This window comes from Bdellovibrio sp. HCB-110 (genome assembly GCF_047323225.1).
Classification (GTDB): domain Bacteria; phylum Bdellovibrionota; class Bdellovibrionia; order Bdellovibrionales; family Bdellovibrionaceae; genus Bdellovibrio.
The window spans coordinates 1,100,364-1,113,973 of the sequence record NZ_CP178750.1 but is presented as its reverse complement, the minus strand read 5'-3'; the positions used below and the strand labels follow the sequence as shown (position 1 = coordinate 1,113,973).

Sequence of the window (13,610 nt, the reverse complement as noted above, 5' to 3'; positions counted from 1 at the left end):
ATGCGCTAGTTAAAAACGGGTCCGCAAGAGCGTCTGCCCATCTTTAGGACTTTGTCAGATATTGCGCGATAGACGTCAACAAATCGCATCGCAACAAGGCGCATTGAGCCTCTGACATCGCCGATTTGTACCCTCACAAAACCCTTGACCACCGGGGAAACGGTGACACGGATCAGAGCATTGCGCTCAAAACGATTGGTGAAGGTCAATAGATCCGCCAAAGGAGGCGGAGGAAGGCCTAAACTGGAGCTTAAGCCCGCAGCAAAATAATCCGGGGAAGCCGCACTGAATCCAGGCACTGCCGGAGGATAAAATGAGCCCCCTTTCAGAGTTTCCGCGCCATTTCTGCGACCCAAAGTAATCCCCGCTTTACCCACAAGACCTAAAACAGTGATAGCGGCTTTGGTATTATCAAAATTCTCTGAGTTATGGAAAATTTCAAAGACAAAGGCGCGGGATTGTTTATTGAACGCCAAGCTAATGCCGACTTCCTCAGCACCGCCGCCACCCTTACGAAGAATTCCGGTTTCAGCAAGCAATCCGGCCGAAACACTCACGCCAAATTCATTGGAATCAATCACCAACGGAGCTTGGGACCAAAGCTTATAGTCGATACCTTTTAAAACCGCTTGAACGGCTTGATGACTGCGCTCGTTGAAAGTTCTTTGCACCGAAGCTTGAGTCTCAGTTTCTTTGCCAAAAGCTTTTTTCACTTTGATTTTTACGAAACTCAAACCATCGCCCACAAGACTTCCCGCGCCGAAAACAAACTTTGTTGAATTCAAAATACGCGCAGCACTTGAAAGAAATAACAAACGCATTTCTTGGAATTTCACTTTGCGATCTTCCGGAAGACTTTCATACGGAGCCAACGGATCTGCTTCTTCAATAGAGCCACCGCGAGCGAGAATTTGTTCTTTTACTTTTTCAGGAAGTTTTAATCCCAAAGCCGCTTTCATGGCTTCGCGATCAGGCATGGTATCAAATTCAAAAACACGACCGTCAGAGAGACGGATTTGTGTGTGCTCCTTCTGAGCCACTTGCGCTTTATCTAAAACGCTTTCAACGACTTCCATCTCAGCGGCCGGACGCTCATCCGCCCAAGACCACGTCAAGGGACTTAAAACCACGAATGTCAGCAACAGCAAGCGCAACGTATTTTTCATATGAAAGCTCAAAACTGCAAAGAGAAGACCTGCCAATCCGAGGCCTAAGTGCATGATATTACGAATAAAACATGTATAAGAATTTGACACTGAGACAGTCCTTGGGAACAGGGTTCGCTGTGAGTTCTGCCATAGAGGGCATTATATTCTCGTAGTTTTTAAAATGTTCGGCTGGGGTCGATTGGACAATAAAACCCGATGCGGTCACGATCAGGGCCATGGAAACACATCAATCATTTATCAAAATATTTTTCGCGTCTTATGTGGCAGTGCAATTGATGGCCTGTGCGCCAGAAGATCCTGACTTGCAAGAACAAGATCTTCTCGACACTTCTTCGCAGACGGACACATCGGAGGACGAACTCGAAGCTTTTGCAGAAACTCCATCCCATTTCGATTTACAAGAGGAAGTTGCCAAATACAAAGAGCGCTTTAAGGTCACAGACACCCATAGCAAAATCATCGACAATCGCGGTCGAGGTCCTCGTTCGCTCTATGGCACACGCAACGTTCGTGTCGTCTTGCACGGAGTGATGTATCGAGGTGGCGCTAATAACAGATACTTCCACAAACGCCGCTCCAATATAAATCCTCTCCCCACGGAAGGCTTAAAAAATTTGTGCAAGAATGATTTTTCCACGGCGATTTATTTGTATTCAGAAAATTACTGGAAGGCTCCGCGGGCCGTGAGCTGTCGCAATACTCTGGATGAGAAATCATTAAAGTATAAACAATACGCCGCAGCCGGAGAGAATAAGAAAATTCTCAATCTGATTTACTTGCGCATCAAAGGGCGTCTGGATGGTCCTGTCTACACTCACTGTTGGAATGGCTGGCACTCTTCCGGTTTGATAGCCGCAATGGCGTTAAAACAATTTTGCGGATGGAACAACTCCCGTGCGGAAGCTTATTGGCGTAAAAACACGGATGGAAATTCTCACGGTTACACGCGACTGCGCAAAAGACTTCGAGATTTTAAGCCTTATGCTGAATACAAAATCAGCTCGAAAGAAAAGGCTCTTATTTGCCCGGCAGAATAAAATTCATGTTGCCTCCTCTTTGAAACTCCAGTTAGAAAAGTGTATGCATACACTTAAATTACTTTGCTTGAGTTTCATCGTTAGCTTTTCTTCACTCAATGTTCTCGCCGAGGACAGCGCTCCGACAACACCTCATCCCCAAGAGGAAACTGAGAAAAAGCCTTTAAAAGAAATCGAAGATCTTGCCAAAGAATCTTGGGCCAGTTTGAGTCAATCAAGACAACGTCGTGAGGAAACGAAATACTTTGCGTATCTTAATTACGCCCCTCTGGATTTAGTCATTCCTGGAAAAATTGGCGCAACCTTGGGATTAAATCTGGATGCCGATAAATCTTGGGAGTTGGAATACTTGCGTGGCAGTTTTTCTGTCCCTGTTTTCATTGCCGATCTTGGCAGTATCACAGAACAAAGAATTTCTCTGACGAAGCGCAGTTTCTTTGGCAGCAACAGTTTGAATGTTCACTATGGCGTGAGTTTCTTTTCTCTCGACGTTCATTTGGGTGACGACTTCATCAACAACATGAGCGGCCACTATCCTTCAGCGGAGGTTGTGGGACTTGAAGCTTGGGGATTTAATTTGGGCATTGGCAATCGCTGGACCATTAAAAAGAACATCACGTTCGGCGTCGATTGGGTGTCATGGTCGCAGCCTGTTTATCTTTCTAAGAAAGACGATGACTATCTTAACTATGCAACGAGTGAAGATTACAAAGACGACGTCGATACGGCACTCACGATTGCCTCTTATCTTCCGCGCATCACTGTCTTAAAACTTCAATTTGGAATGATGTTTTAGGGGTTATCTAAAATCCACTTGTCAGAGCTTTTGGAAAACTTAAGAACCGTTAAAGGTTGTTTTTCAGGCTCTGATTTTTGGCCTGTTTGTTGCGCCACTAAACTGACAGCCTCACTAAAATTAAAACGACGACTTTTTGAAGCATCGACTTTGGAAGCGATTCCCAAAAGGGTGCGACGCAGTTTTGTCGGATACGTCGTCACGACCACAGAAACTGTCGCGAGTTTTTCTCCTTGAAACTTCACCTCTTCCACTTCGACTTCAGAACGATTGTGAATAAACTCTCCGTAGGCCTGACGAAGCCATTCCGAGTTTCCTAAACTTTCCTCGCCTTCTTTTTGGATGATCTCATTGAACTTGGCTGTTCCGACCTCTATTGCTTGTTTTTTAAGCATTCCTTCATCCGAAGTGCAGGCTGTGAGAGTCAGGCAAAGAGCGCTGGTGAGTATAAGAGCATGTAGTTTCATAGTTCTTTAGTTTATAGGCGGTTTTGTGTTTGAAAAGGCCAGCTTTCAACATATTGCGTCAATCATAGAGAATTCAGGCACTTTGGGATGGACGAAGCCCCCTGTTTGTCCCTATATTCAGGGGTCTTTGGGAGATATTAGAAAATGACAACTTTCATCGGAATTCTGCATATCATCGTTGCTCTTGTTTTGATCGTACTTGTATTGATCCAAGACTCTAAAAGCGATGGCGCATTGGGCATGGGCGGATCTAGCGGTTCTAACTCTTTGTTGGGTGCTACAGGCGCGCAATCTTTGGCTGGTAAAATGACTGTGTGGGCAGCCATCATCTTCGCAGTAAGCTGTCTGACTTTGTCAGTTATGACTTCTTCTAAAACAAAATCAGTTGTTGATACTTTGCCTTTGCCAACGGCTCCGGCGACAGCTCCAGCAACAACTCCTGCGGCTGATGCAACTGCAGCAGCGGCAACAGCAGCTCCTACTGAAGCAGCAACCCCAGCGGCTTCTCCTGCAGCAACAGCGACTCCTGCTACTAAGTAATTTTAGTACATCTTCGCTCGGTTCTTCGCTATAGTTTTCCTATGGCGAAGAACAACTGGTTGATCTCATCTCTGATAGTCGTGGGCATTTTTAGCGTAGCCCTTTCTCTTTTCATCGCAACACAAACTGAAAAACAAAAACCAGGCGCCCGCCCCTTGGCTCGTCTCGAATTGAATTTGGGCAAAGTCTTTGTTCTGCGTAACAACCTCACACAAAAAGAAACTCTCACTCGCCGGGCCACTTTGTTTGCTCTGGATTCCGTTGAAACCAGTGTCGACGGCGACGCCACGATGGAATTTGATTCTGCTTACCGCATTCGCATTCAAGAAAATTCTTTGATCACGTTAGACGAAGAGAACGATCGCATTGTTTTGATTATCAAACGCGGCGACCTGCAAGTGGAAAACTTCGGGCGCGAAGGCAGCGTCTTTATCTCTCGCGATGGCGTGAGATGGAGTGCCACGGACTACGAGATGAATTATAAAAAACAAGCGCCCGCGGAAACTCTTCCGGACTTAGCACCGACAGAGGGGACAACACCTCCCCCGGCAAATCTTTCCGAAGGTCTGACGTCAGAGTTTATTCAAGACACTTTGAAAACTCATCGCGGTTCGTTCTTTAAGTGCTATACACAACTTCTGCAAAAAACTCCAGGCGTTGTGGGCCAAGCTTCGATCAGCTTCACGATTGAACGCACTGGAAAAATCACGCAAGCTGAAATCGCTTCTTCCAGTATCAACGATGCCACATTTAAAAAATGTCTGATTGATGCCACAAAAAGAGTCGAATTCAAATCCTTCGGCGGCGACCCTATTTCTACGGTCTTCCCCCTTCGCTTTGAATAGTTTCAAAAAACATATTGTCCGGTGATTTTTCAGACCGGACTCCACACCATTTACTTTTAGCCCCTATGAGGGGTTTAAATTGCATAGATCTTCTTCTCACTCGTTTTTATTTGACAATGTCCCAAAAATGGGACATAAGCGAATTTCCTAAGGGATCTCGAAAATGAAGAAGACAACTAAGAAACAAAATATAAAAGCTATTCGTTCTTCGAAGGAACTTGCGCAGGCTCTCGACATTACTTCTCATATCGACCAAGCACTTATGATTTATAAAACGGAACTTTCTTCCTTAGCCGTTAAATCCATCGAAAATTCGGGTTTATCAGTAAATGAAATCGTTGAACGCTCAGGAGTCGCCCGCTCCAAAGTTTCCGCCATTAAAAATGGAGCCTTAGCTGGAATTTCTCTGGAACTATTTTTCAAGGTCATCATGGGATGCGGAAAACGCATCACCATCAAGGCCGCTTAGAAGGTTAAAGGCTGTTCAAAAAGGTTCAGCCGCACAAAAATGCTTTGGCATTTTTGTGGCGCAGCCCACGCGGAGGGGCTTATCTGCAACGGAGGCGTACTTTAAGTACGTCGGAGTGAAAGATAAGACCCGACAACGCAGTCGGATGGGCCTTTTTCAACAGCCTGTTAGCGGTAGTCGTGGAGGTAGTCGATGCGGTCTGGAATCCACGGTTCGTGAACGCCTTCCATTTCAAAGACTCTTCCGTCTTCCACTGTTTTTTCTTTCAGTGGCGGCATGGAGGGTTCATAGGAAGGATGCAAAAGTCCTTTTTCGATAAAGAAAGCTTTGACGTCAATGAAAGCTCTTTCACCCAAGACACCACGACGGATGAATTCATCAAAGCTCTTCATCAATTCTTCGGGAGTGTAACCGTAGTTATAAACCATGTCCTGAATCACGGCGTAGATGCCTTCGAGTCCCAAGCGATGATCTTGGAAAAGATCCAGAGCCACTTGGAACGTGTTGTACGTCGCTAAAGTTCTACGCCCGAATTTCAAATAATAATCGGGATCCGTGTCGGTTGCGAGATTGATATAGATTTTTTCAACCGGATCATTCTCAGGAATATTCGCTTGAAGTTCCAGGATGGTATTGACTTGCTCGCCTGTGACATTCAACTTTTCAAGTGTCGTGCGAATATCGTGAGCGCCCAAACGACGTGAACAGATATCAGAATACAAGTTGTAGATGATCGCGTCTGTTTCGCTGTCATCTCCCCAGCAGATCTGCCGAACGTTATCGCCCAAGCGAGTGCGGAGCTGCAATAAAGCTTGCAACTTATATCCCACTTGCTTCGTCAAACGCCAGAAACGGCCGGGACGTAAGTTCGCCAAATTATCTTTATAGAAACAACCAAAGGGACGAATGTTATCCAGCGCGAATTTTTCTGAAATTCTTTCTTCCATTTGTGGCGGAGACGCCGAGATAAAATAAATCGGGAAATACATGTAACCTTTTTGCTGCTTGCGGTACTCCGACAAGGACTGCATCAAGGTGTTGGTGCCTGGAATATTTTTTTTATTGAGGGCGCGCTCAAGAACCGTGGTCATCAAACCGCTTAAAGAATCAATGGTCGTATCCAAATACGTTTTATCGATGTCCCAGATAAAGACTTCGTCGTGACTTTTCTCCATGCCTTCAGAAACATAGCGGAAGAAAACCACATCACCATTCATTTCACTGCGATCGCGCCAATCAGCCATACACTAGAGTGTGTCAGCCTTCAGAGGATTCGTCAAAAACAACCCGACCCTGGAGCGGGCTCTGCCATTTGGCGGCAACGAACCTGGGCGCTGGAACACTTCACACGAAGATGGAAGTGATTATAATGATCGACATCCGGGATCAAACGTCGAAGCGTCTCGTAAGCAAGACCTTCGTTTTTCCCTTTGTGCAATTCTCCATTCTTAATGGCCAATTCACACAAAGATTTTTTGAGGACCTTATGGATAAAGATTCGGTCAATAAGCTGAGTTTGAACCACATTTTTATAAAGCTTCCATTGCTGCTCTAGCATCCAATTGGCGTGGGGTTTATCAACCGCAATGGCAGAAGCAAAGAAACCTTGGAAAGATTTGTTATTAAAATAGTAAGCCACGTCCGCATCCAAACCATTCTGATGGGATTTATGAGATCCGAGCTTCCCACCTTTCTCACGAGAAAGGTCGCCTACAGACAATTGATAGCCCGGCATATCTTGTTTTGTGAGTTTGCCCATTTGCGAAATGATGTAAGCCAGCTCATTTGTTGCAAAATGAGTTAAACGCGCCGGACGGATGATGTGGAATCCCGCCGGTTGATTGTTTTGCTCATACTTCAACATATTCGCCGCATTCTCAAGACGGCCGCCATTCACAGGACCAATTGCCTGACTCACCTTTTGGATTTGAGGTTTCGCAGGAGTCTCTGACTTTGGTTCTTCTTTTTTAGGTTCTTCCTTTTTGGGCTCTTCGCGCTTGGGTTCCTCACGCTTAGGCTCTTCTTTTTTGGGTTCCTCTTTTTTCGGCTCGTCCTTTTTAGGTTCATCCTTTTTAGGTTCATCCTTTTTAGGAGGAGTTTCCGTTTTAGGCTCCTGCTTTGGATCTTCCTTCTTCGGCTCTTCTTTTTTTGGTTCTTCTTGGGGTGCAACTTCTAAAAGAGTCTCAATATCTTCTTTGATACTTCCGACGTATTGCCCCGGCTCGCCTTCCACTTCATCGGCGCCACCTTCGGATTCAAGGTCGTCTTCTTCCTCTGCAGGAGTTTCTTCTTTTTTATCAGAGTCTGGCTTTTTTTCTTCGTCTTTTAACTCTTGGTGCGATTCGATCTGGTGATGATAGACCACGCCTTCCGAATAAATATAGATATCGATAAACGAAGAGTGACAAGTGCCTTGCTCACTTAAGCAGGTGGCTTTGGCAGCTACTTGCACAGTATCTGTGCGCGGGTGATCTCTGCGATGATTTTGTAGATTGATAAAACCGTCAGAGCTAAGAACACCTGAAAGATCGATAGGACGACTGTCGACAGCACCGCCCTTGGTAGAAAGAAACTCAATCTTTCCACGCAGGCTCATAGATTTTGTTTGCGGATCAAAGTTCACACTCATGTCTTGAACACGAGTAGCACCACGGGCAATACGATAACCCTCTTCATTCACGATCACAGGTTTTGCGGGTTCGTAAGTTGTTTTGGCAACAGAACCCTCATCACGAGAGTCCGGCGCACAAGCACCGAGGATTGTGAAAGAAATTATAATACTAAGGGTTCTAAGGAAGCTCTTCATCCTGAGCCTCCTCTTGCAGAAACTGTGCTTTCTAATCTGCAATAAAAGCGCTTTGACTAGCGGGTGGCTGTCGAAGTTTTAGATAGGTACGACAAGAATTGTTCCCGCAGCTCGCCGTTGCGAACTTCATAGAGATCTCCGTGATGCCCACCGGGAATGACCCAAATCTCTTTAGGGCTTTTCGCCTCCGCAAACATGTGCTCGGTGTTTTTAAGCTCCACCGCCTTATCCTCGTTGCCATGAATAAAAAGCAACGGGATGGGCGAGAGTTCTTCAATCGATTTTGGAGCATACTCATCACTGATCACAAGATACGTGATCGGTTGAAAGGCCCAGGTCCACCATTGACGGCTGAGAACATTTCGCGCCATGCGTTTGTATGAAGAAAAACTCGCTTCAATCACAATATTGCGAATGGGAATCTTGGTTTTGATTTCTTCCGCTGTTCGCAAAGCCACAGCTCCACCCAAACTATGACCATAAATAATCAAAGGACGATTGTCTTTTTTTAAGTGCAACCATTCTGCGGCGGCGATCCCTGCTTCCACGGTGCCCTCAGCCGTGGGCTTCCCTGTCGAGAGTCCGTAACCGGGATAATCGAAAATAAAGTAGTTGTAACCCTGACCTGGCAGCCAATGAAACATCAGAAAATGTGACGTCAAATTTTCAGCGTTGCCGTGAAAGAAAAGAAGAGTTCCTTTGCTCTTCTCTTGCGTTGTCGCCGCAAAATACCAGCCGTGAATTTTGTTGCCACTTTGGGTCTCTAAAAAAATATCCTCCGGCTGCATTTTTATTTTTGCGGGATCGAAAAGTCTGTCTTTCAACGGGAAATAGAAAAAGGACTGACACCCCGTCAAAGCCAACAACGCAATGCATTTCAAAAAGGTACGGCGTACCTTCAAAAACTTTGTCATACTGGGATCATGAAACGGTTTGAGCATCAATGGCAAGATTTTAAGTGGATCGACTGCGAAGCTCCTTCGCAAGAGGATCTTTTAAAACTCGCTGAGGAATTTCCGATTCCTTTGCAAGCACTCTCGACGTGCCTTGATCCAGAACATCTTCCCAAGTGTGAATTTTTAGAAAAAGTTCTCTTTGTCATCCTTCGCCATCAAGATCCCCAAGCAAAACCTAAAGCGGGAACGATGCAAGAACTGACAACGAAGCTGATTTTCTTTGTCGGGAAGGACTTTGTTCTTACTATTCATCGCGTGCCTCTTCCTTGCACCACGGACAAAAGGGACAAAGCTCAGTTTGAGAAAATGTCGCAAGTTTCATTTGTAAAAGGCTTGTTTCTGCAAACGTTGCGCAGCTTTGATGCGCCCCTGGACGAACTCGACGCCAGAACCGACGTAATTGAACAACGCGTTTTCACTTTAAAACGTCGAAGCATTCTGCGCGAAGGCTATATGATAAAAAGAAAAGTTTCTTCTTATCGTAAAGTCTTTAAGTTCACTTCGGACATCATCACGAAAATTCCGACGGAAGTGGAATTGTCGTTGCGCGATCTTTCGCAAGTCCGTGAGCCTTTGGACAAACACATTTTTTATGCCGATGACATGCAAGAGGAGATCACGGGTCTTTTGAATTTGCATCTGTCGTTGATGTCGCAAAAAACCAATGAGGCTTCTTACCGCACCAATGAAGTCATGCGCGTTTTAACCGTGTTCTCGATTTTCTTTTTACCTTTGAATTTCATCGCCGGTATTTACGGCATGAACTTCGAATACATGCCCGAGCTGAAATCTCCCTATGGGTACTATATGACCTTAGGGGTGATGGTTTTGGTTGTACTCAGCATCACCTACTGGATTGCGAAAAAAGGCTGGCTCAGAAAAGACGAAATCTAAGTGTGAGCTCGCGCCTGCACGAAGGAATAATAGAAAACGGCGTTGGGATCGTTAGCGACCTTGGCCATTTCTTCTTTCATTCCCTGCACGATATCTTCCGAGACGCATTTTGCCGCAATCAATTGATCGCTGGCACTTAAAAGCAATTCCGTCCAATACTCGATACAATCTTTGCGCGCTTGTGGAGAGCGATTGTCCAAAAACCATGTCTTCACTTCAGTTTGAATATCGCGATAACCCAATTGCAAAAGGAAGTTTCCAAGTTTCGCGCCCACAAACGGATCACCATTTTGTTCCAGTTGATATTCGTTAAAGGCCATCCAATACTTCCACACATTCGGAGAGTACGGATCAAGGAAGAAAGAGGCATTCATCACTTCCGTCACGTAAACCACAGAACCAGGGCGCAAGACACGACGAACTTCAGAAAGCACACGAATCGGATCTGGCACGTGCTCCAGAATCCAACATAGGAAAGCGCCATCAAAAGAGTTTGCTGAAAACTCCATCGCGGTCGCATCCATCTCTTTGAGTTCGAAACGTTTCTCGGCTCCAGGCAAGCCGGACAGACGTTGTTTTGCGGCTTGCAATTGTTTTGTACTGCGATCAATGCCCGTTAATTTTAAATCCGGAAAACGACGCAAAATAATTTCACTTTGTGCACCTACACCACAACCGACTTCAAGCAAGTCTTTGACTGAAGACAAATTGATATTTTGATAAACCGTGTACTCGCCAAAACGCGCCTGCTTACGAAGACGGTCTTGTTCGTCTTTTGAAAAACCGTGAAGATAAGGGAAATCTGTCGTCTGTGACATCACTAGACTCCTTGAAAAAAGGAACTCGTACGCTGTAACATTAATTTTAGCAAGGCGCGAGGAGGAAGCCGTACATTGTACGGCGACGACGAAGCAACGTAGATAAAATTAATGTTACAGCGTACTAGTAATAATTAAACAACTGCAGGGCCGCTTCCTCAAGAAATCTCTCGTTGCGATACAGCGCTCTCACGCCCCACGTCTTTGAAAAACTCCATTGGGTCTCGATTTGGCTACGAAAATAGTCTTTCTGATCCCATGCTGAGTCGCGACGATAAAGGACGCTGCCCTGCCACAACCATTCTGCGTTAACACGATAATGAACTTCGACAAGAGGTCCCGCCCCTGCCCACACTTTGTTGTCATACAAAGTAGGACCATAGTGAACCTCACCTTGGAGCTGTGTGCTTACATCAAAAGGACCTTTTTCAAATGTCCAACCGTACCCCAGACGGACAATTCCTTCGTGAGTTGGCAAAAAGTTTTCGTTGCGCGTACGCTCAACACCCAGTTTGAAACGCCAAGATTTTTCAGGGATCAAAGAACTCCAAGGACTTGCCGAGATCAACTCAAAGGCCGCGAAGTTTTCTAACTCAATTTTTTTCTCGTCCTGATCTGAATACGAAGACCCATAGGAAAATCCCAAATCAAAAAATGTGATTTGCGAATAAGACGGATAACCCCATGCCGGGTCCAAACGATCATGAAGAGCAAAACGATGAGTTAAAAGCGCATAATCACCACCGACGGTGTCACGCAGATAACCAACACCCCAACGCCCCGAGGGATGCGCCAAATGAGGGCGTTCCTCCGGTGGAGGGTCTATCACGATTTTTTCTGCATTCACTGCGATCTCACTGCGCTTGGCAAGAACACGCATTTTAAGTTGGAACTCTCGCCCCGCCTCTTGCACCTCTTTGGAATATCGGAAATCAATGAAGTCGATGTAAGCGTCTAAGATTTTTGCTTGAGATTCTGGAGTTCTTTTTTTGAACGACTCTGAATAAACGATTTCGTCTTGTTTGGCGATTTGCTCAACAAGTTCATCCAACTCTTCGTGCTCGTCTTTGTTTAAAAGTTTTTGGCGCTCAAAGAAAACCTGACGAATGGACGGACGGTATTTATAACTTTTTACAAGGTCCGTTTTATTCCACATCACACGAACTGTGTCGGCAGGAATCACGTACTGATCTAGTTTTGAAAGAATATCGACCGAGGCGTCTGCCGCTTCCAAAATCGAAAGCATGTGATAAGAGCAGTTCTCCGTCAAATACCAGTAATCAATCTGCGTGGGTCCTAGTTCCCACACATGGGCAATCAGCATATCAACGGCTGCGGGTCCTAATTTTAATTCATACTCCCACAAGTCCCGCGACTCGGCGTTGTTGTACTCGCGCACTTTGTAGTAGTAAGGAATTGAGCGGAACTGTCCTGGGAACATTCCGAAGAGACCTTTAAAGCCATACAAGAATGCGTTGTTGGTATTCGCTTCGGCGGCGTAATTTAAACCATAATCCAAAAGCTCGTGACGTTGACCATCTTTCGCAGAGGGAGCTTTGTTGATTCTTAGAAACGTATGACCAAATGCCGAGGAAGGATTATTCAAATAGTAGCTCGAGAAAACCAAAGAAACTGATTCACCTTTAAGGCCCTGATAAAAAGCCTCAAAACGGTCGCAGCGCACATCCAGCCAATGGATTTTCGTGTCCTTCAGTTTGTCCTTGAGCCACTTGTAGCGTGCAGGAAAGCGGCATTGCGCGTGCTCATTAGGATCTTCACCCTTTTCCTGAAAAAATGCCGTGATCGTCGCGTTCAATTCCGCATGAGGATCTTTTTTTCCGTTGGGAGCAAAGAAGAACTTGGGACTATCAATCTGACTTTCGCGAATTTGGAAAAAATCTTTTTCAAAGTGCAAAAGCTTCAGCCACTGACGATCCTGGGAAAGCTTTTGAGATTCCGCAACCATAATGGCTTGAGAAGCTCCGCCCTCAAGTCCGATGGCTGCAAATGAAGAAACTGAACTGAACGCTATAATTCCAAGTAGTAAGGCACGCATAGAAACATCTTTGAGTTTCTCACGGGAACAATCAAGGATTTACACCGAGGGCAGGAGCCCTCAACAAAAAAATCCCAGGAGGGGATTTTTTCGCGACAGCCCCGTCAGGGGTTGAGGGCAGGAGCCCTCAACAAAAGAAAAACGCAGTGGTTTTGCCACTGCGTTTTAAAGGTTCCTCACAAAGGAGAACTAAATACTAAGCACCACAAACGTTGTTAGCTGTAACAACTTGGTTGATGTTAGCTTCGATAGCTGCTGGTTGCATGTTAGTTTCTACGAAGATTTTGTTGTAGTTCTTTTTCAAAGTAGAACCCATAGCTTGAGAGTCACAACCCATCAAGTTAGCAAGACCTGCCAAAGTTTCACCTTGTCCACGAGCTGCGTCGTTAGCCAAAGCAACTTTGTTCACTTCGATGAATGCAGGAACTTCTTTACCAGATTTGAAGATACCATCTTGTTGGCAATTCAAAGTACCAGTAGAGATACCAAAAGTTTGGTTACCAGAAGTACCGTTTGTTGTTGCAGCAAGAACTTGATTGCCATCAGCACCCATAACTACTGAACCCAAACCGCAACCTGCAGAAGAATAACCTTGTCCAGAAACTTGAGACAAAAGACCCTTCTTTTGAGCGTGTGCTACACCAGATACCAACAATGCTACTACTACGATTTTAGCCAAATTCACAAAAACCTCCGTGTGTGATTGGTTAGTTATGCAAAATTGTGGAATGTCTTGGGACAGGAAGCAAAACAAAAA

At 45.4% G+C, this 13,610-nt stretch carries 14 protein-coding genes; 6 read left to right on the top strand and 8 right to left on the bottom strand.

Annotated elements, in window-relative coordinates; translation table 11 throughout:
* Positions 1-5: 5 nt before the first annotated feature.
* Positions 6-1,166, bottom strand: a complete 1,161-nt coding sequence (locus ACL934_RS05335; protein ID WP_374078513.1) for a hypothetical protein — start codon at positions 1,164-1,166, stop codon at positions 6-8.
* Positions 1,167-1,384: 218 nt separating this feature from the next.
* Between ACL934_RS05335 and ACL934_RS05330 the strand changes: the two genes are divergently transcribed.
* Together ACL934_RS05330 and ACL934_RS05325 are read left to right on the top strand one after the other, a co-directional pair.
* Positions 1,385-2,206: a hypothetical protein gene (locus ACL934_RS05330; protein ID WP_374078511.1), complete on the top strand. Its 822-nt coding sequence runs from the start codon at positions 1,385-1,387 to the stop codon at positions 2,204-2,206.
* A gap of 43 nt (positions 2,207-2,249) precedes the next feature.
* Entirely contained in the window at positions 2,250-3,002 is a 753-nt protein-coding gene (locus ACL934_RS05325; protein ID WP_374078508.1) for a hypothetical protein, read from the top strand.
* Here ACL934_RS05325 and ACL934_RS05320 read toward each other — a convergent pair.
* Positions 2,999-3,469, bottom strand: a complete 471-nt coding sequence (locus tag ACL934_RS05320) for a hypothetical protein (RefSeq protein WP_374078505.1) — start codon at positions 3,467-3,469, stop codon at positions 2,999-3,001. The genes ACL934_RS05325 and ACL934_RS05320 overlap by 4 nt on opposite strands.
* 144 nt (positions 3,470-3,613) lie before the next feature.
* On the opposite strand from ACL934_RS05320, the gene secG reads away from it, so the two are divergent.
* The 3 genes from secG to ACL934_RS05305 all read left to right on the top strand — a co-directional run bounded on the left by secG (position 3,614) and on the right by ACL934_RS05305 (position 5,323).
* Positions 3,614-4,009 (top strand): preprotein translocase subunit SecG, encoded by a 396-nt coding sequence (secG, locus tag ACL934_RS05315; protein ID WP_374078503.1) that lies wholly within the window; start codon positions 3,614-3,616, stop codon positions 4,007-4,009.
* A 41-nt stretch (positions 4,010-4,050) separates the two neighbouring features.
* On the top strand, positions 4,051-4,854 hold the full coding sequence (locus tag ACL934_RS05310; protein WP_374078500.1) for an AgmX/PglI C-terminal domain-containing protein: 804 nt from the start codon (positions 4,051-4,053) through the stop codon (positions 4,852-4,854).
* A gap of 163 nt (positions 4,855-5,017) precedes the next feature.
* Entirely contained in the window at positions 5,018-5,323 is a 306-nt protein-coding gene (locus ACL934_RS05305; protein ID WP_374078497.1) for an XRE family transcriptional regulator, read from the top strand.
* 167 nt (positions 5,324-5,490) lie between these two features.
* Here ACL934_RS05305 and ACL934_RS05300 read toward each other — a convergent pair whose 3' ends face one another.
* The 3 genes from ACL934_RS05300 to ACL934_RS05290 are packed head-to-tail and all read right to left on the bottom strand — an operon-like array spanning position 5,491 to position 9,043.
* On the bottom strand, positions 5,491-6,567 hold the full coding sequence (locus ACL934_RS05300) for a phosphatase domain-containing protein (RefSeq protein ID WP_374078495.1): 1,077 nt from the start codon (positions 6,565-6,567) through the stop codon (positions 5,491-5,493).
* A gap of 32 nt (positions 6,568-6,599) precedes the next feature.
* Entirely contained in the window at positions 6,600-8,129 is a 1,530-nt protein-coding gene (locus tag ACL934_RS05295; protein WP_374078494.1) for a penicillin-insensitive murein endopeptidase, read from the bottom strand.
* 56 nt (positions 8,130-8,185) lie between these two features.
* Entirely contained in the window at positions 8,186-9,043 is an 858-nt protein-coding gene (locus ACL934_RS05290; protein ID WP_374078493.1) for an alpha/beta hydrolase, read from the bottom strand.
* A gap of 9 nt (positions 9,044-9,052) precedes the next feature.
* Between ACL934_RS05290 and ACL934_RS05285 the strand changes: the two genes are divergently transcribed.
* Positions 9,053-9,979 carry a CorA family divalent cation transporter gene (locus ACL934_RS05285; RefSeq protein WP_374078491.1) on the top strand — a complete coding sequence of 309 codons (927 nt, stop codon included), beginning with the start codon at positions 9,053-9,055 and terminating at the stop codon, positions 9,977-9,979.
* Here ACL934_RS05285 and ACL934_RS05280 read toward each other — a convergent pair.
* From ACL934_RS05280 to ACL934_RS05270, 3 genes are all read right to left on the bottom strand, one after another.
* Entirely contained in the window at positions 9,976-10,797 is an 822-nt protein-coding gene (locus ACL934_RS05280; protein WP_374078489.1) for a class I SAM-dependent methyltransferase, read from the bottom strand. The two genes, ACL934_RS05285 and ACL934_RS05280, sit on opposite strands and share 4 nt — an antisense overlap.
* 124 nt (positions 10,798-10,921) lie before the next feature.
* A complete protein-coding gene (locus tag ACL934_RS05275) occupies positions 10,922-12,853 on the bottom strand; it encodes a DUF4105 domain-containing protein (RefSeq protein WP_374078487.1) in 1,932 nt (643 codons plus the stop codon).
* A 196-nt stretch (positions 12,854-13,049) separates the two neighbouring features.
* On the bottom strand, positions 13,050-13,538 hold the full coding sequence (locus tag ACL934_RS05270; protein WP_374078485.1) for a DUF3015 family protein: 489 nt from the start codon (positions 13,536-13,538) through the stop codon (positions 13,050-13,052).
* Between the last annotated feature and the right edge of the window lie 72 nt (positions 13,539-13,610).

Coding starts and splice junctions, on each gene's coding strand:
- ACL934_RS05275 (WP_374078487.1), bottom strand. CDS start 12,853: ATGCGTGCCTTACTACTTGGAATTATAGCGTTCAGTTCAGTTTCTTCA.
- secG (WP_374078503.1), top strand. CDS start 3,614: ATGACAACTTTCATCGGAATTCTGCATATCATCGTTGCTCTTGTTTTG.
- ACL934_RS05320 (WP_374078505.1), bottom strand. CDS start 3,469: ATGAAACTACATGCTCTTATACTCACCAGCGCTCTTTGCCTGACTCTC.
- ACL934_RS05290 (WP_374078493.1), bottom strand. CDS start 9,043: ATGACAAAGTTTTTGAAGGTACGCCGTACCTTTTTGAAATGCATTGCG.
- ACL934_RS05335 (WP_374078513.1), bottom strand. CDS start 1,166: ATGAAAAATACGTTGCGCTTGCTGTTGCTGACATTCGTGGTTTTAAGT.
- ACL934_RS05300 (WP_374078495.1), bottom strand. CDS start 6,567: ATGGCTGATTGGCGCGATCGCAGTGAAATGAATGGTGATGTGGTTTTC.
- ACL934_RS05280 (WP_374078489.1), bottom strand. CDS start 10,797: ATGTCACAGACGACAGATTTCCCTTATCTTCACGGTTTTTCAAAAGAC.
- ACL934_RS05305 (WP_374078497.1), top strand. CDS start 5,018: ATGAAGAAGACAACTAAGAAACAAAATATAAAAGCTATTCGTTCTTCG.
- ACL934_RS05325 (WP_374078508.1), top strand. CDS start 2,250: ATGCATACACTTAAATTACTTTGCTTGAGTTTCATCGTTAGCTTTTCT.
- ACL934_RS05285 (WP_374078491.1), top strand. CDS start 9,053: ATGAAACGGTTTGAGCATCAATGGCAAGATTTTAAGTGGATCGACTGC.
- ACL934_RS05330 (WP_374078511.1), top strand. CDS start 1,385: ATGGAAACACATCAATCATTTATCAAAATATTTTTCGCGTCTTATGTG.
- ACL934_RS05295 (WP_374078494.1), bottom strand. CDS start 8,129: ATGAAGAGCTTCCTTAGAACCCTTAGTATTATAATTTCTTTCACAATC.
- ACL934_RS05310 (WP_374078500.1), top strand. CDS start 4,051: ATGGCGAAGAACAACTGGTTGATCTCATCTCTGATAGTCGTGGGCATT.